The sequence below is a fragment of the Ruegeria sp. CJ9 genome (assembly GCF_056536625.1).
On record NZ_JBQFPY010000007.1, the window covers coordinates 37,879 to 51,952 of the forward strand.

Sequence of the window (14,074 nt, forward strand, 5' to 3'; positions counted from 1 at the left end):
GCTTATTGCGCAGACAAGAATAGCAAGGCAGGATTTTGGTGATTTCTCTGGTTCGTCGCGCCGCAATGGCTGCGCTCTTCACCTCGTCGATTGTGCTTCCAGCTGTAGCGGATTCGGGGTCCGGTGCGTATTTGGCTGGCCGTCAGGCCATCTATCAGAACGACTATTCAGCCGCTGAAAAATACTATGCGCAGGCCCTGAAAGCCGATCCTGAAAATGCAGCATTGTTGGAAAGCGTGGTTGTCGCACGGCTGGCGCTGGGCGATGTGGTACGCGCGCTGCCTGTTGCGCAGATGATTGAGGATGCCGGTTTGCCCAGTCAGGCAGCAAGGATGGTGATCACCGCCAATCTGGTGGCCGACGGCAAACTGGATGAATTGCTGGCCCGTGATCCCGAAACGCAAGGCGTGGGGCCTTTGGTCGACGGTTTGGTACAGGGATGGGCATACATTGGCCAAGGGGCCATGACCCGCGCGATGGAGCAGTTTGACGAGGTCGCAACGCAGGATGGCTTGCGCGACTTTGCACTGTACCACAAGGCGCTGGCGCTGGCCTCGGTTGGCGATTTTGAAGGGGCCGAAGAAGTATTCACGGCCCATAACGGTGCGGTTGCCCGCTTTTCGCGACGGGCCGCTTTGGCCCGGGCCGAGGTTTTGTCGCAACTGGACCGCAATGAAGAGGCACAGCAATTTCTGGGTGAGGTATTTGCGGCCGGCAGCGACCCGTCGATCGAAGGTTATGTGGCGCGCCTGTCCGATGGTGATACCCTGCCGTTCACCCATGTTCGATCGGCGCAAGATGGCATGGCCGAGGTTTTCTTTTCCGTTGGCGCAGCGCTGAGCAATGAGGCGGCGCAGAACTATGTCCTGCTTTATGTGCGCACGGCTGCGTTCCTGCGTCCCGGACATGTGGATGCGATCTTGCTGAGTGCCGAATTGCTGGACGTGCTGGAGCAATATGATCTGGCCGTGGAAGCCTATCGTCAAGTACCCGCCAGCAGCAGTGATTATCACGCGGCTGAACTAGGCCGGGCCGAGGTGCTTAGCCGGTCGAACAAAAAGGATGCTGCTGCCGAGGTGTTGCAGACCCTGGCCAGCCAGAACCCAAACCTGCCCAGCGTTCATGTAGCTCTGGCCGATCTGCAACGCCAGCAAGAAGAATACACCAGCGCTGTCGCGTCTTATGATCGTGCCATCGAACTGACCGAGGGTGGGAACTGGTTTTTGCACTATGCCCGTGGCATCTCGCACGAACGGCTCAAACAATGGGATCAGGCCGAGGCCGATTTCCGCCGCGCGCTAGAGTTGAACCCAGATCAGCCGCAGGTGCTGAACTATTTGGGATATTCTCTGGTCGAACGGCGCGAAAAACTGGACGAGGCGCTGAACATGATCGAACGCGCTGTCGCGGCGCGCCCCGACAGCGGTTATATCGTCGACAGTCTGGGCTGGGTCCTTTTTCGTCTGGGCCGCTATGATGAAGCGGTCGAACATATGGAGCGCGCGGTCGAGCTGATGGCGGTTGATCCAGTGGTGAACGATCATCTGGGTGATGTTTATTGGGCTGTGGGCCGCGCGCGCGAGGCTGAGTTCCAGTGGAAACGCGCCCTGTCCTTCATTGATCCTGAAGACACGGATGCCGAGGCTGATCCCGACCGTATCCGTCGCAAGCTGGAGATTGGCCTCGACGAGGTTCTGGCCGAAGAAGGGGCGGAACCGTTGAAGGTCGCCAATGGCAACTAAGGCCTTCGCGCCCGCCAAGATCAACCTGACTCTGCATGTGACCGGCCAGCGGGTTGATGGATATCACCTGTTGGATTCGCTGGTCGTATTTGCTGATGTGGGCGACAGGTTGCAGTTTACACCAGACCCTGAATTGTCGATCTCAGTCACCGGAGAACACGCGGCAGGCGTGCCTGCGGACAGTCGCAATCTGGTCTGGAAAGCGGCCCAAGCCGCCGGGTGGACGGGCCATATCGATCTGAACAAGGTGCTGCCGCATGGTGGCGGGATTGGCGGCGGTTCGTCTGACGCCGCCGCGACCCTTTGGGCGTTGTCTGGTCAGGGGGTCAACATACCAGAGGACCTGCCTGTTTCTCTGGGTGCTGATGTACCTGTTTGCATGGCCGCCCAAGCGACACGAATGCAGGGAATTGGCGATAGGCTAACGTCCGTGTCCCTTCCGAATTTGCCCGCAGTTCTGGTCAACCCGGGTATTCCGGTGCCCACATCTTCGGTGTTCCAGGCGTTGGCCCGGCGGGACAACCTGCCCATGCCGACTGATATCCCGGAATTCGAGAATGCCAGGGCCTGCGCCGAATGGTTGCGTGACCAGCGGAATGATCTGGAAATCCCCGCAATGGGCATCGCCCGCGAAATTGAGTTTGCGCTGGATACACTGCGATTGACTACGCGCGCGCTGTTGGCCCGCATGTCGGGGTCAGGTTCGACCTGTTTCGCGCTCTATCCCACAATGAAAGACGCGCATTTCGCAGCGTACGAGATCGGCGCGGCCCATCCCGATTGGTGGTGCCGTGCGGTGCAGCTTAATTGAGGCGCGAAACCACATAATCGGCCAGATCACGCAGCAGCGTGCGAATCTCATGATCGGGCAGGGGCGCCAGCGCATCCTTGGCCTTGGCGGCCCAGTCGAACGCATCTGACCGGGTGGCGTCGAGCGTGCCGTATTTTCCCATCAGGCTCAGCGCGTGGTCCAGGTCACCCTCTTCCTGACGACCCCGGCCAATCGTGCGCTCCCAAAAGGCATGTTCATCAGGGGTGGCTTGCGCCACGGCCTTGATCACCGGCAGGGTCAACTTGCGTTCGCGGAAATCGTCGCCGACATTTTTGCCGGTGGCCTTGCTATCACCTTGATAATCCAGCAGATCATCAGCGATCTGGAAGGCAACACCCAAAGCATCGCCATAGTCATACAGCGCCTTGATCTGTTCCTCGGACGCTCCGGCGATTACACCGCCAACCTCGGTCGCGGCAGAGAACAGGGCGGCGGTCTTGCCGCGTACAACCTGCAGGTAAATCGCCTCATCCGTGCCCAGATCGGTGGCCGCAGTCATCTGCAGCACTTCACCTTCGGCAATGGTGGCCGAGGCATTGGCCAGAATATCCAGGACACGCAGTGACCCGGTCTCAACCATCAACTGGAAACTGCGGGAGAACAGGTAATCGCCCACCAGAACGCTGGATTTGTTGTCCCACAGCAGGTTCGCCGTTGGGCGGCCACGCCGCTGGGCGCTTTCGTCTACCACATCGTCATGCAGTAGGGTCGCCGTGTGGATGAACTCAACCGTCGCGGCCAGCCGCACATGGTGGTCGCCCGCGTAACCGAACAGACGTGCGGCCGCCAGGGTCAGCATCGGGCGCAGACGTTTGCCACCGGCCTCAACCAGATGTGCTGTTACTTCGGGGATGCGCGGCGCGTGATCAGAGGCCATGCGCGTGCGGATCAGCTCATTCACCGCAGCCATTTCGCTGGTCAGAAGGTCAGCCAGCCGCTCATGCGGTTTTGTGATCGCGTCGATTTCCATCACACTCCTGATACAAGGCTCGACTTTCGACTTACCTTGCCCTTACATCCATCCCTATGAAAGAACTTTTGCGCAGCACCGATCCGACGATCCTGGCCTTTGCTTCGGCCCTTCTTGAGGGTGAGGATATAGACTGCTTTCAGATGGACGTAAATATGAGCATCCTCGAAGGCGGCATCGGAATCTTCCCCCGTCGTCTGATGGTGCGGGCTGATGACCTGACGCGGGCTGAACGGGTGATGCGCGATAATGAGATTCCGCTGGGTCGATGAGCCATTTGCCGGATAATGATCTGACCTGTAACGATTTTTTGAACGGCCGTGTGCGCCTGTGGCAACCGCGTTCGGGATATCGTGCGGGCGTGGACCCGGTCTTGCTGGCTGCCTCGGTTCCGGCGACACGTGGTCACACCGTGCTGGAACTGGGCTGCGGGGCAGGCGCCGCGATCCTGTGCCTTCTGGCGCGTGTGCCGGGATTGCAAGGGGTCGGGGTGGAATTGCAGGCCAGCTATGCCGCGCTGGCCCGTCGCAACGCCGTCGAGAACGCCGCGTCGTTCGAGGTGGTCGAGGCCGATCTTGCCGCCCTGCCTGCCGATCTGAAACAGCGCCAGTTTGACCATGTCATCGCCAACCCGCCCTATTACCGCGCCGGAGCGCACAGTGCCGCTGCGGATGACGGACGGGCAATCGCGCTGGGTGAGGGCACACCACTGGGTGTTTGGTTCGACACTGCGGCCAAACGTCTCGCACCGCGCGGCTATTTGCACATGATCCAAAAGGCCGACCGTTTGCCAGATATGCTTGCGGGCTGCACGGGGCGCCTGGGCTCAGTCGAGGTGTTGCCTTTGGCGGCACGCGCGGGTCGGGCTGCCGAATTAGTGATTTTACGCGCCAAAAAGGGCGGAAAGGCCGCGTTTCGGTTGCATGCGCCGTTGATTTTGCATGCAGGCGCGCGCCACGAAAAAGACGGTGAAAGCTACACACCGCAGGTTTCGGCGGTGCTGCGCGATGCGGCCGCCCTGCCGGGGTTGTCCGGCCAATAGGCAGTAACCAGCCGAATTTGTCGGATTTATTACAGAATCTGTGCGTATGCAGCGTGACAGGGTGGAAACGATGTGATCAACTTCTTACGTGAAACTCAGACACCAACAGAGGAGTATCGCCATGAGCGTGAGCGCACACCTGACCGAACTGAAGAAAAAGCACGAAACACTCGGTCTTGAAGTTGAACAAGCCCAACGCTCGCCTGGCATCGACGATCTCCATATTGCACAACTCAAAAAGCAGAAGCTTAAGCTAAAAGAAGAGATCGAGCGCCTGTCAGCCTAGCGACGCAAGCTCGCCCGCGCGGCAATGGCCGCGCCGCCAGTGATCAACACGGCCGCGATCGCCAGACCCCAGGACGGGGCGGCGATCCCGGCCCCAACCAAAGCCAGCGTAGACAACAGCGGTGCCGCGTAAGAAGCAGTGCCGAGGATTTGTATGTCACCCTGCTTTACTCCGATATCCCACACATAAAACGCTAGACCCACCGGCCCCAGACCCAGTGCCACGACCGAAGCCCAGCCAAAGGCGCTGTCGGGCCAGATGGTTTCTTCAACAGCCAGATGCAGCGCGCCCGAGGCAATCGCCGCCGCGATGCAGAACACGGCGACCGAACTGGTCGGAGTGTCCCCCAAACGGCGCGACAGGACCGAATACCCCGACCATGTCAGCGCGCATAGCAGCGCCAGCCCATACCCCGGTAGATGAGCGGTCTGAACCCCTGCGCTACCGCCTCCTGCGATGATGATCGCAGCTCCGGCAAAGCCCAGACAGGCCCCAAACAGATGACCGATACGCAGATGCTCGCCCGGCAATAGCCCGGAAAACAGCACGATCAGCAGGGGCCAGAGATAGGCGATCAACCCAGCCTCAGCTGCTGGAGCCATGCGCAGGGCCGAAAAATACAAGGCGTGATAGCCGAACAGGCCCGCGGCACCGAACAGATACGTTGTCCAGGGCACCGCCTGTAATTGGGGCAAACCGCCGTTGGCCCATGTCCAGATCAGGCCCAGCGTGCCGCCGATAGAAAAACAGATGGCGTTCAGCAAAAGCGGTGGGGTTGGGGTCGAGCCGACTGTGAACAGCGCCAGTAAAGACCACAGCAGCACAGCCACAAACCCAATCGCTGTTGCCTGAGTTTTTGTCATAGGGCCGTGACCTTTTTCACCGATCTGCTTTGAAAGGATACAGCCACCGGGAAGACGTGCAATTCTTTAACTGTTGTTTTCAGAACGAAAAAGGCCGATCCAAAAGGACCGGCCTGAATTGTTCGTGGGTCTGCAGATCAGACGAAGAATTGCGCACCGTTGGCCGAAATTGTCGAGCCATTGATGAACTGAGAATCGTCCGACGCCAGGAACGCCACGCAGCGCGCGATTTCCTCGGGCTCGCCCAGTCGACCAGCCGGGATTTGACCGATGATGGATTCACGAACCTTCTCGGGAACCGCCATCACCATCTCGGTTGCGATGTAGCCGGGGCAGATGGCGTTCGCGGTGATACCAGCACGGGCCCCTTCTTGCGCGAGGGATTTCACAATACCGAGATCACCCGCTTTGGTCGCGGCATAGTTCACCTGCGCGAACTGGCCTTTCTGACCATTGATCGAACTGATGACGATCACACGGCCAAACTTGCGCTCGCGCATGCCGGACCATACCGGGTGGACGGTGTTGAAAACGCCGGTCAGGTTGGTGTCGATCACCTGATGCCACTGCTCAGGGGTCATTTTGTGGAACGGGGCATCGCGGGTGATGCCTGCATTGGCGACCACGATGTCGATTGGGCCAACTTCGGCTTCGACCTTTTCAATGCCCGCTTTTGATTCATCATAGTCGGCCACGTTCCACTTGTAGGTGGCGATGCCGGTTTCCTCGGTGAATTTTGCGGCGGCTTCGTCATTGCCGGCATAGGTGGCTGCAACATTGTAGCCTTCGGCCTTGAGCGCCTTGGAAATTGATGCGCCGATGCCGCGGGAACCGCCGGTGACGAGTGCTGTACGTGCCATTGAGGAATCCTCCAATTAAGTCTGACTTGGTAATTCTGTTACTCTGAGAGAGATTGCTGCGCAATATCGTTTCGTCTTCGTTTTGATCTTTCTGTTCGGCGATATTGTCGCATCTAAGGGATAGGGCCGGAATGTAACAAAAAAGGGCGCCCAGTAGACGCCCTTTTCCATTTAGTTGTCAAAGCACTTAGTCGCGCTCCACACACAGGGCGACACCCATGCCGCCGCCGATGCAAAGGGTCGCCAGACCCTTTTTCGCGTCGCGGCGCTTCATTTCGAACAGCAGGGTGTTCAGAACGCGGCAGCCCGATGCGCCGATCGGGTGACCGATGGCGATTGCGCCACCGTTGACGTTCACGATGGATGGGTCCCAACCCATGTCCTTGTTCACGGCACAAGCCTGCGCAGCAAAGGCTTCGTTGGCTTCAACCAGATCCAGGTCGTCAACCGACCAGCCCGCTTTTTCCAGCGCTTTGCGCGAGGCATAGATCGGACCAACGCCCATGATCGCCGGGTCCAGACCCGCCGTGGCGTAAGAGGCAATGCGGGCCAGAGGCTCGATCCCGCGCTTTTCGGCGTTTTCGGCTGACATCAGCAGGGTTGCGGCGGCACCGTCGTTCAGGCCCGAGGCATTGGCTGCGGTGACCGAGCCATCCTTGGTGAAGGCCGGGCGCAGCTTGCCCATGGCTTCCATGGTTGCGCCGTGGCGGATGTATTCATCCTTGTCCATAACGATGTCGCCCTTGCGGGTCTTGATGGTGAAGGGCGTGATTTCGTCGGCGAATTTACCAGCCTTTTGCGCCGCTTCGGCCTTGTTCTGCGAGGCAACGGCGAATTCGTCCTGCATGTCACGGCTGATCTGCCATTTTTCAGCAACGTTTTCAGCGGTTTGACCCATGTGATAGCCGTTGAAGGCATCCCACAGACCATCGCGGATCATCGTGTCGATATATTTCATGTCGCCCATCTTGTGACCGGCGCGCAGCGCGGCGGCATGGGGCGAAAGGGTCATATTTTCCTGACCACCGGCGGCCACGATTTCGGCATCGCCCAGCTGGATGTGCTGTGCGCCCAACGCAACCGCGCGCAGACCCGAGCCACACACCTGGTTGATGCCCCAAGCCGCGCTTTCTTGCGGCAGACCCGCATTGATATGGGCCTGACGCGCCGGGTTCTGGCCCTGTGCAGCCGTCAGTACCTGACCCATGATGGTTTCGCTGACTTCACCCTTGTCAACTCCGGCACGTTCTACAACTGCTTCGAGTACGGCAGTGCCCAGATCATGTGCGGGTGTGTTTGCAAACGAGCCGCCAAAACTGCCGACACCGGTACGGGCTGCAGATGCGATTACTACGTTAGTCATATAGACAATCCTTTACCATCAAGGTCCTGTGGGAACCGTGATGACGCAGATCGCAGAGGTCCGGCCTCTAAGATCCAGAGCGCCTCATGATCCCCCGCTCCAACTGCCCATGGAATAGCGTAACGCTGTAATTGCAGCAACGGTCAGCTTGTCTCAGGTAAATTGGAAATAGATTCTAAATCTTTAACTACCGGTTTTCTTGAGTTTTTTGTCTTTCCAAGGGCCCGACACAGTGGGTGCGCCGAACAAAAACCCCTGCAAGCAGTCCACGCCATTGGCCACAAGGAATTCGGCATCGCCCCTGGTTTCGACCGATTCGGCGGTTACTAGAATTTCAAATTCCTGGGCCACAGCGACCAGTGCCCGGACCAACGCTTGATTGTCCGGGTTTTCGGAAATTCCGCGGACGAACTGACCGTCGATCTTGGCGGCATCAAACAAAAACTCGCGAAAGTGGCGGAAACTGAAATTGCTGGCACCGAAATCGTCCAGCGCAAACGCAACGCCGCGGGGTTGCAGCCGGTCCATGAAATCGATCACCAACTCGGGCACAGTCATGGCCGAACTTTCCGAAATTTCCAGAATCAGCCGTTCGCCCAAATTGGCGTCTTTCTTGAGAAACCGATCTAAAACCCGAGAATACCGCGCATAGCCGATCGAACGTGCGGACATGTTGATGGACAGGCGGATTTCGGGGTTATTGATCAGTGTCCTCAACCCCATTTCCAATGCGACACAATCCAGATCGCGCCCGATCGGGGTGTTTTCCAATTGCGGCATGAAATCCCGTGCAGGAATAACCCGCCCGGTTTCGTCCAGCACCCGAATGAACCCTTCGTAGAACGCTACACCGAATGGTTGATGCGCCTGCATGACCGGCTGAAAGGCCAGTTTGCATTGTTTGTGCTTTACCGCTTCGGTCGCCATCTGAACCGAGGATTCGTCACGGGATGCGACGGCTGCGTTTAGCGGGCTTTCGGCACCCTCGGGCGCATCTGCCTGTTTCCTGTCCCGCATGTCCTTGCCAAGCCCCTTAACGTCACCGGTCAGGGCCCTATTTCAAGGCAAAGGTATGAATCTGCGGTTAAGAGGGGCGAATTTGCCAGGTGTCAGCGCGCGGATTCCCAAACCCGCCCAAGTACAGCGGCGGCGCCGGCCACGGCTCCCATGAAGCCCAGTGCAAGCATGACAAAGCCCAATGCAACGATGGTTGAGGGGCCACCCGTCAGTGCCGTCAACATGGCCAAAGCTAGACCGATCAAACCAAGTGTGGTCGATACTGTCATCAAACGGGTCATGGCGGCCTCCGGGTTACTGGCTACGGGTCACATCCGCTGAATATGGAATGTGAAATCCCGTTTTCAAGAAAGCAGAGAGTCGAACAGGCGGATTTAAGCCTGTTTTGCCTGTGTATTGGGCGTCTGGGCCTCAAGTTGTTCAAAACCGGGCGTTCCGTGATCTTCGGGATGGCGCGCCAGATGCCGGGCTTTGATCTGTTCCGAGCTTTCGCGGCTGCCATCATGGCTGTAACCCGGTGGAGCAAAGCAATAGGCCAGACGTTCGCGCAACGTCAGCCCCGGCTGGGTTGCGTCGCGCCAGATACTGACCCATTCGTGAAAGGCCACGCGCAGCGGGTTGAACGTGCCAATATTGTGGACCAGCCCGTAATCGACGCGGTCGTCCTTTTGTTCGGGCACAAACGTGCCAAACAGTTTGTCCCAGATGATGAAAACCCCGGCATAGTTGCAATCCAGATAACGCGCGTTCCGTCCATGATGGGCGCGGTGGTGGCTAGGGGTGTTCATCACCGCCTCGAACCAGCGGGGCATTTTCCCAATCGCCTCGGTGTGAATCCAGAACTGATAGATCAGGTTCAAACCGCCGCAGAACAGCACCATCGCCGGGTGGAAGCCCAGCAGAATCAGCGGCGCACGTACTACCATCATGAAGGTAAACGTATAGGTCCATGTCTGACGCAGCGCCGTGGTCAGATTGTAGTGTTGAGAACTGTGGTGGTTCACGTGACTGGCCCAGACCCAGCGGATGCGGTGACCGAACCGATGCACCCAGTAATAGCGTAAATCATCCAGCACAAAGCACAGGATGATCACCGGAATCGAGGTGCCCAGGTTCAGCGGCGTGATCTGCCACAGCCACATGAAAAAGCCATATGCGATGAACCCAAGCAGCAACCCCGAGGCGATATTTCCCGCCCCCATGATCAGCGAGGTGACGGCATCGCGCGTCTCATACCGTCCGCCCCTGCCTTTGAAAGCGATCCACAGGAACTCGGCCAGAATGGCGGCGATGAAGAACGGCACCGCCCATTGCACGGCGTCGGGAAAGCTCACTCGGTCGGTCATGCGGGGTCCATCAGGTTTTGCCAGTGGGGGCGTTCGAAATCGTCAAGGCGGATCAGGGCTTTGGGCGTGCCGAAGTCATGAAATTGAATTTCGAAACCCTCGGGGTGATCGATCCAGTCGAAATCCAGAAGGTGGCGCGCCACCGTATCGGCACCAAAGGACCACAACAGCCCGTTTCCCGTCTCGGTACGGATCAGGGCGGACCGCTTGTCATGTGCGATTTTTATATCAATTATTACGTCGTCCGGCGCATGGCGCAGCCATTCCGAACGCGCGGTCTGGGGGGTCAGTTCGCGCACGCGTGACCGCCCTGACAGGTGCAGCAGAACGGTGATGCCGACGATGCCTCCGACCACCAGAACCAGAAGTATTTCAAGCGGCATTCTTTCCTCCCGCCCGACAGATTGCAGAGCGGCAATGACGCTGTCAAAGGTAGCGTTACGTCAGCCAGCTTCGAACGTGTCTAGGACTTCGTGCTGCACCACGCGTTCGACAAAGGGCACCAGCCCATCAGGCCCCGAGGCCCTGTCTTTCAGGTGTATGCAGATGTCTGGCCTGCGTGCTGCGATGATGCCGACCATCTCGCCGCGGATCTTGTCATCCAAGCCCGCGCCCATGACCGCACAGACGATCCGGGGTTCGGCATCCAGTTGCCGCCGGACCTCATCCTGATCATGCGCGCCCAGCCATTGGATAGGCATGTGATCCAGACGCCGCGCCACGTCGCCGATGACATTCGGCAAGCGACCGATCAACAGAACCACTGGTTTCATTGTTGCCTCCTTTTCACTGGTAGCAATTAGAAAATCCGGCCCAAAAAGACCATTTCTATTCTAGCACATATGAATGCAGTGTTTTCTGCCTAGTCGGAAATGGTCATAGGCACGGCCTTACCTTTTCCCTTCTTACGCGTAAAAACTACTTGGTCTCCGTCGATTGCGACTTTCTGACAATCCACAGGAAGTTGCGTGGTCCCGATAAAGAGATTTCGGCAGTAGTACCTTTTGTTCCAGACCCAGGCACCTTTGATTTTACCTTTTTGGGCGGTATCCCCGTAAATCGTGCCGTCTGCCGCGACGATGAACCAGTACCTATTGCGCACAAGTTTCTTGCCGATGACAGCATCCATGAATTGCTGCTTCTTTTTGATGTCTTTGGCGTCTGCGGCAGCCGCCGAAATGCACAGGACACTGGCTGCCGCGGCCAAGATGGCAATAGAATTCACAGCTATTCCCCCCAAACTAATAGTTGGGAGAATAACACGATTCGCAATTTTCTTATGTGTTTTGCTTAGCTTTCAGCGCCGACAAGCGTCGCGATAATCGCCTTGGCACTTTCTGAATTCCATTCCGCATCGCCGATCAGCCGGGCAATTTCCTGACCCTCAGGATCCAGAATAACGGTGATTGGCAACGCAACAACGCCAAACTCGCGCGCGGCGGCTGAACCGGGGTCCTGATGGCGCGGCAGGTTATTAATGCCGTTTTCCTCGAAGAACTTCTTGATCCCGGCGGGTGAGTTGCGCCCGGTGGCAAGTGTAAGAACCTCAAACTTGTCACCGCCGAACTCTTCTTGCAGCTCGGCAATCTGCGGCATCTCTTTGCGGCAAGGCGCACACCACGTGGCCCAGAAGTTCACCAGAACATACTTGCCGGCATAGTCCTCAAGCGTTCCAACTCCGCCCTCATCTTCCAGCTGGAATTCGATTGTTTTTGCGGGCTTGGGTTCTTTGTGCAGGATCAGGCGTTTCAGTGTCCCATCACGCAGCGGGCCAAGCGTTTCGGCATCTGTCGCCAAAGCGGCGTTTGCACCCAGCGCAAGGGCCATATAAAGGGGGATCAGACGAAATAGGCGCATATCAACTCCGGGTTTTCTTACATGACCGATCAATCTTCGAACCAGATGTGGGGCGGCCGCTTTGCCGCCGGTCCAGACGCGATCATGGAGGCAATCAATGCCTCGATCGGGTTCGATCAGCGGATGGCAGCCCAGGACATCGCAGGCTCGCGCGCCCATGCCGCCATGTTGGCTGCCACAGGCGTAATAACTGATAGTGATGCGCAGGCAATTCGGGAAGGGCTGCTCACCGTTTTGTCAGAAATTCAGAACGGGGAATTTCAGTTCTCGACCGCGCTGGAAGACATTCACATGAATGTCGAAGCGCGTCTGAAAGAGGTTATTGGCGAGCCTGCAGGTCGTTTGCACACGGGCCGCAGCCGGAATGACCAGGTTGCGACCGATTTCAAACTGTGGGTGCGTGATCAACTGGACGCGGCAGAGAGCGGCCTGCTGGCCCTGATCCGCGCGCTTTTGGCGCAGGCCGAGGCCGGGGCCGATTGGGTCATGCCAGGCTTTACCCATCTGCAAACCGCACAGCCGGTGACGTGGGGCCACCACATGATGGCCTATGTCGAAATGTTTGGCCGTGACCTGAGCCGCGTCCGCGATGCGCGAGCCCGGATGAACGAATCCCCCTTGGGGGCGGCGGCCTTGGCTGGGACGTCTTTTCCCATCGACCGCCAGATGACGGCCGAGGCGCTGGGCTTTGACCGGCCTGCCGCCAACTCGCTGGACGCAGTCAGCGACCGCGATTTCGCGCTAGAGTTCCTGTCGACCGCCTCGATCTGCGCCATGCACCTGTCGCGCTTTGCTGAAGAGCTGGTGATCTGGTCTTCGGCCCAGTTCCGATTTGTCACCCTGTCTGATCGGTTTTCGACTGGTTCGTCGATCATGCCGCAGAAGAAGAACCCGGATGCTGCAGAGTTAATCCGTGCCAAAGTGGGCCGCATTTACGGTGCAAATACCGCATTGATGATGGTGATGAAGGGCCTGCCGCTGGCCTATTCCAAAGACATGCAAGAAGACAAGGAGCAGGTCTTTGATGCCGCCGACAGTTGGATGCTGGCGCTGGCTGCGATGGAAGGTATGGTTAAGGACATGACTGCCAACCGCGAGAGCCTTGCGGCGGCAGCGGGCTCTGGGTTCTCGACCGCTACCGACCTTGCCGACTGGCTGGTTCGTGTATTGGGCCTGCCATTCCGCGACGCCCACCATGTGACCGGATCGCTGGTGGCCATGGCTGAAAGCAAAGGCTGCGACTTGCCTGACCTGACGCTGGAGGACATGCAATCGGTCCACGCAGATATCACCGATGACGTCTATTCTGTCCTTACCGTCCAAAATTCGGTAAACTCGCGCCAGTCTTTTGGCGGCACCGCACCGGATCAGGTGCGGGCCCAGATCAAGCGATGGAAGGCGTTGGTATGATGCAAATTCTCCGTGTTGTCCTGCTGATTGCGGCTGGGTTTGCCCTGGCCGCCTGTGGCGCAGATGGCGAGCCGATCCAACCCACGATGAGCGCCAATGTAGGCGTCGGAAGCAGCGGCACCTATGTTGGTGGTGGTGTTGGCTTTCGGCGCGGTGGATTGGGTGTTTTTCTTGGGGTTTAATCCTCTGAGGTAATTGCATTTTGTCCACGCGGCGCCCATGTTCCACGTATGATCGGCCTGGTGCCGAATTTCCTGAGCTAAGATGACATCATGAAGATTTTCGGCCTGATCCTGACTATTGCCGTACTTGCGGCCTGCGAGCCTTCGCACAACTCCCGCCCCGAACCCGAGGCGAATTCCGGCAGCTCTGGTGTTTCGATTTCGGGCTATGGTCGGGTTGGCGTTTCTGTCACCAACTGACCGAATACCGCCGGATGTGCGGAATCCATTGATCCACCGGGCGGTTTTGGTCTAAGCGCGCTGT

The 14,074-nt window shown here is 58.2% G+C and carries 19 protein-coding genes; 8 read left to right on the forward strand and 11 right to left on the reverse strand.

Annotated elements, in window-relative coordinates; all coding sequences use genetic code 11:
• Positions 1 to 65 precede the first annotated feature (65 nt).
• A complete protein-coding gene (locus tag ACR0AJ_RS15075; protein WP_480741322.1) occupies positions 66 to 1,742 on the forward strand; it encodes a tetratricopeptide repeat protein in 1,677 nt (558 codons plus the stop codon).
• Entirely contained in the window at positions 1,732 to 2,553 is an 822-nt protein-coding gene (locus ACR0AJ_RS15080; RefSeq protein ID WP_480741238.1) for a 4-(cytidine 5'-diphospho)-2-C-methyl-D-erythritol kinase, read from the forward strand. The genes ACR0AJ_RS15075 and ACR0AJ_RS15080 overlap by 11 nt, the downstream gene beginning before the upstream one ends.
• On the opposite strand, the gene ACR0AJ_RS15085 is transcribed toward ACR0AJ_RS15080, so the two are convergent.
• The gene (locus tag ACR0AJ_RS15085) at positions 2,546 to 3,544 is read right to left on the reverse strand and encodes a polyprenyl synthetase family protein (protein WP_170361350.1); all 999 of its coding nucleotides are present in this window, start codon (positions 3,542 to 3,544) and stop codon (positions 2,546 to 2,548) included. The genes ACR0AJ_RS15080 and ACR0AJ_RS15085 overlap by 8 nt on opposite strands.
• A 56-nt stretch (positions 3,545 to 3,600) precedes the next feature.
• Here ACR0AJ_RS15085 and ACR0AJ_RS15090 point away from each other — a divergent pair, with 56 nt between their 5' ends.
• The 3 genes from ACR0AJ_RS15090 to ACR0AJ_RS15100 all read left to right on the forward strand — a co-directional run bounded on the left by ACR0AJ_RS15090 (position 3,601) and on the right by ACR0AJ_RS15100 (position 4,872).
• Positions 3,601 to 3,816, forward strand: coding sequence for a putative signal transducing protein (locus ACR0AJ_RS15090; protein WP_037316655.1), 216 nt, complete (start codon positions 3,601 to 3,603; stop codon positions 3,814 to 3,816).
• Positions 3,813 to 4,586 (forward strand): tRNA1(Val) (adenine(37)-N6)-methyltransferase, encoded by a 774-nt coding sequence (locus tag ACR0AJ_RS15095; RefSeq protein ID WP_170551666.1) that lies wholly within the window; start codon positions 3,813 to 3,815, stop codon positions 4,584 to 4,586. Before ACR0AJ_RS15090 ends, ACR0AJ_RS15095 begins: the two co-directional genes overlap by 4 nt.
• A 121-nt stretch (positions 4,587 to 4,707) precedes the next feature.
• Positions 4,708 to 4,872 (forward strand): YdcH family protein, encoded by a 165-nt coding sequence (locus ACR0AJ_RS15100; protein ID WP_170350663.1) that lies wholly within the window; start codon positions 4,708 to 4,710, stop codon positions 4,870 to 4,872.
• Here ACR0AJ_RS15100 and yddG read toward each other — a convergent pair.
• The 10 genes from yddG to ACR0AJ_RS15150 form a co-directional block, all read right to left on the reverse strand.
• The gene (gene yddG, locus ACR0AJ_RS15105) at positions 4,869 to 5,735 is read right to left on the reverse strand and encodes an aromatic amino acid exporter YddG (protein ID WP_480741240.1); all 867 of its coding nucleotides are present in this window, start codon (positions 5,733 to 5,735) and stop codon (positions 4,869 to 4,871) included. The two genes, ACR0AJ_RS15100 and yddG, sit on opposite strands and share 4 nt — an antisense overlap.
• A gap of 137 nt (positions 5,736 to 5,872) precedes the next feature.
• The gene (gene phbB, locus ACR0AJ_RS15110) at positions 5,873 to 6,595 is read right to left on the reverse strand and encodes an acetoacetyl-CoA reductase (protein WP_170350661.1); all 723 of its coding nucleotides are present in this window, start codon (positions 6,593 to 6,595) and stop codon (positions 5,873 to 5,875) included.
• A gap of 187 nt (positions 6,596 to 6,782) precedes the next feature.
• A complete protein-coding gene (locus tag ACR0AJ_RS15115; protein WP_170350658.1) occupies positions 6,783 to 7,958 on the reverse strand; it encodes an acetyl-CoA C-acetyltransferase in 1,176 nt (391 codons plus the stop codon).
• Between the two features lie 183 nt (positions 7,959 to 8,141).
• The gene (locus ACR0AJ_RS15120; RefSeq protein WP_480741241.1) at positions 8,142 to 8,975 is read right to left on the reverse strand and encodes an EAL domain-containing protein; all 834 of its coding nucleotides are present in this window, start codon (positions 8,973 to 8,975) and stop codon (positions 8,142 to 8,144) included.
• Positions 8,976 to 9,067: 92 nt separating this feature from the next.
• Positions 9,068 to 9,256 carry a GlsB/YeaQ/YmgE family stress response membrane protein gene (locus tag ACR0AJ_RS15125; RefSeq protein ID WP_226689314.1) on the reverse strand — a complete coding sequence of 63 codons (189 nt, stop codon included), beginning with the start codon at positions 9,254 to 9,256 and terminating at the stop codon, positions 9,068 to 9,070.
• A 93-nt stretch (positions 9,257 to 9,349) separates the two neighbouring features.
• Complete coding sequence (locus ACR0AJ_RS15130; protein ID WP_480741243.1) at positions 9,350 to 10,321, reverse strand: sterol desaturase family protein; 972 nt, start codon at positions 10,319 to 10,321, stop codon at positions 9,350 to 9,352.
• On the reverse strand, positions 10,318 to 10,704 hold the full coding sequence (locus ACR0AJ_RS15135; protein ID WP_480741244.1) for a hypothetical protein: 387 nt from the start codon (positions 10,702 to 10,704) through the stop codon (positions 10,318 to 10,320). Before ACR0AJ_RS15135 ends, ACR0AJ_RS15130 begins: the two co-directional genes overlap by 4 nt.
• Before the next feature lie 60 nt (positions 10,705 to 10,764).
• Positions 10,765 to 11,094 (reverse strand): hypothetical protein, encoded by a 330-nt coding sequence (locus ACR0AJ_RS15140; RefSeq protein ID WP_170350651.1) that lies wholly within the window; start codon positions 11,092 to 11,094, stop codon positions 10,765 to 10,767.
• A gap of 89 nt (positions 11,095 to 11,183) precedes the next feature.
• A complete protein-coding gene (locus ACR0AJ_RS15145) occupies positions 11,184 to 11,546 on the reverse strand; it encodes a hypothetical protein (protein WP_170350649.1) in 363 nt (120 codons plus the stop codon).
• A gap of 65 nt (positions 11,547 to 11,611) precedes the next feature.
• Complete coding sequence (locus tag ACR0AJ_RS15150; RefSeq protein WP_170361358.1) at positions 11,612 to 12,178, reverse strand: TlpA disulfide reductase family protein; 567 nt, start codon at positions 12,176 to 12,178, stop codon at positions 11,612 to 11,614.
• Between the two features lie 21 nt (positions 12,179 to 12,199).
• Between ACR0AJ_RS15150 and argH the strand changes: the two genes are divergently transcribed.
• From argH to ACR0AJ_RS15165, 3 genes are all read left to right on the forward strand, one after another.
• Positions 12,200 to 13,588, forward strand: a complete 1,389-nt coding sequence (gene argH / locus ACR0AJ_RS15155; protein ID WP_480741246.1) for an argininosuccinate lyase — start codon at positions 12,200 to 12,202, stop codon at positions 13,586 to 13,588.
• The gene (locus ACR0AJ_RS15160; RefSeq protein ID WP_413247489.1) at positions 13,585 to 13,770 is read left to right on the forward strand and encodes an argininosuccinate lyase; all 186 of its coding nucleotides are present in this window, start codon (positions 13,585 to 13,587) and stop codon (positions 13,768 to 13,770) included. Before argH ends, ACR0AJ_RS15160 begins: the two co-directional genes overlap by 4 nt.
• A gap of 90 nt (positions 13,771 to 13,860) precedes the next feature.
• A complete protein-coding gene (locus ACR0AJ_RS15165) occupies positions 13,861 to 14,010 on the forward strand; it encodes a hypothetical protein (RefSeq protein ID WP_170350645.1) in 150 nt (49 codons plus the stop codon).
• Positions 14,011 to 14,074 lie beyond the last annotated feature (64 nt).

Excerpts from the sequence above, each read along its gene's own strand:
- ACR0AJ_RS15075 (WP_480741322.1), top strand. The coding sequence starts at position 66 with ATGGCTGCGCTCTTCACCTCGTCGATTGTGCTTCCAGCTGTAGCGGAT.
- ACR0AJ_RS15080 (WP_480741238.1), top strand. The coding sequence starts at position 1,732 with ATGGCAACTAAGGCCTTCGCGCCCGCCAAGATCAACCTGACTCTGCAT.
- ACR0AJ_RS15085 (WP_170361350.1), bottom strand. The coding sequence starts at position 3,544 with ATGGAAATCGACGCGATCACAAAACCGCATGAGCGGCTGGCTGACCTT.
- ACR0AJ_RS15090 (WP_037316655.1), top strand. The coding sequence starts at position 3,601 with ATGAAAGAACTTTTGCGCAGCACCGATCCGACGATCCTGGCCTTTGCT.
- ACR0AJ_RS15095 (WP_170551666.1), top strand. The coding sequence starts at position 3,813 with ATGAGCCATTTGCCGGATAATGATCTGACCTGTAACGATTTTTTGAAC.
- ACR0AJ_RS15100 (WP_170350663.1), top strand. The coding sequence starts at position 4,708 with ATGAGCGTGAGCGCACACCTGACCGAACTGAAGAAAAAGCACGAAACA.
- yddG (WP_480741240.1), bottom strand. The coding sequence starts at position 5,735 with ATGACAAAAACTCAGGCAACAGCGATTGGGTTTGTGGCTGTGCTGCTG.
- phbB (WP_170350661.1), bottom strand. The coding sequence starts at position 6,595 with ATGGCACGTACAGCACTCGTCACCGGCGGTTCCCGCGGCATCGGCGCA.
- ACR0AJ_RS15115 (WP_170350658.1), bottom strand. The coding sequence starts at position 7,958 with ATGACTAACGTAGTAATCGCATCTGCAGCCCGTACCGGTGTCGGCAGT.
- ACR0AJ_RS15120 (WP_480741241.1), bottom strand. The coding sequence starts at position 8,975 with ATGCGGGACAGGAAACAGGCAGATGCGCCCGAGGGTGCCGAAAGCCCG.
- ACR0AJ_RS15125 (WP_226689314.1), bottom strand. The coding sequence starts at position 9,256 with ATGACCCGTTTGATGACAGTATCGACCACACTTGGTTTGATCGGTCTA.
- ACR0AJ_RS15130 (WP_480741243.1), bottom strand. The coding sequence starts at position 10,321 with ATGACCGACCGAGTGAGCTTTCCCGACGCCGTGCAATGGGCGGTGCCG.
- ACR0AJ_RS15135 (WP_480741244.1), bottom strand. The coding sequence starts at position 10,704 with ATGCCGCTTGAAATACTTCTGGTTCTGGTGGTCGGAGGCATCGTCGGC.
- ACR0AJ_RS15140 (WP_170350651.1), bottom strand. The coding sequence starts at position 11,094 with ATGAAACCAGTGGTTCTGTTGATCGGTCGCTTGCCGAATGTCATCGGC.
- ACR0AJ_RS15150 (WP_170361358.1), bottom strand. The coding sequence starts at position 12,178 with ATGCGCCTATTTCGTCTGATCCCCCTTTATATGGCCCTTGCGCTGGGT.
- argH (WP_480741246.1), top strand. The coding sequence starts at position 12,200 with ATGACCGATCAATCTTCGAACCAGATGTGGGGCGGCCGCTTTGCCGCC.
- ACR0AJ_RS15160 (WP_413247489.1), top strand. The coding sequence starts at position 13,585 with ATGATGCAAATTCTCCGTGTTGTCCTGCTGATTGCGGCTGGGTTTGCC.
- ACR0AJ_RS15165 (WP_170350645.1), top strand. The coding sequence starts at position 13,861 with ATGAAGATTTTCGGCCTGATCCTGACTATTGCCGTACTTGCGGCCTGC.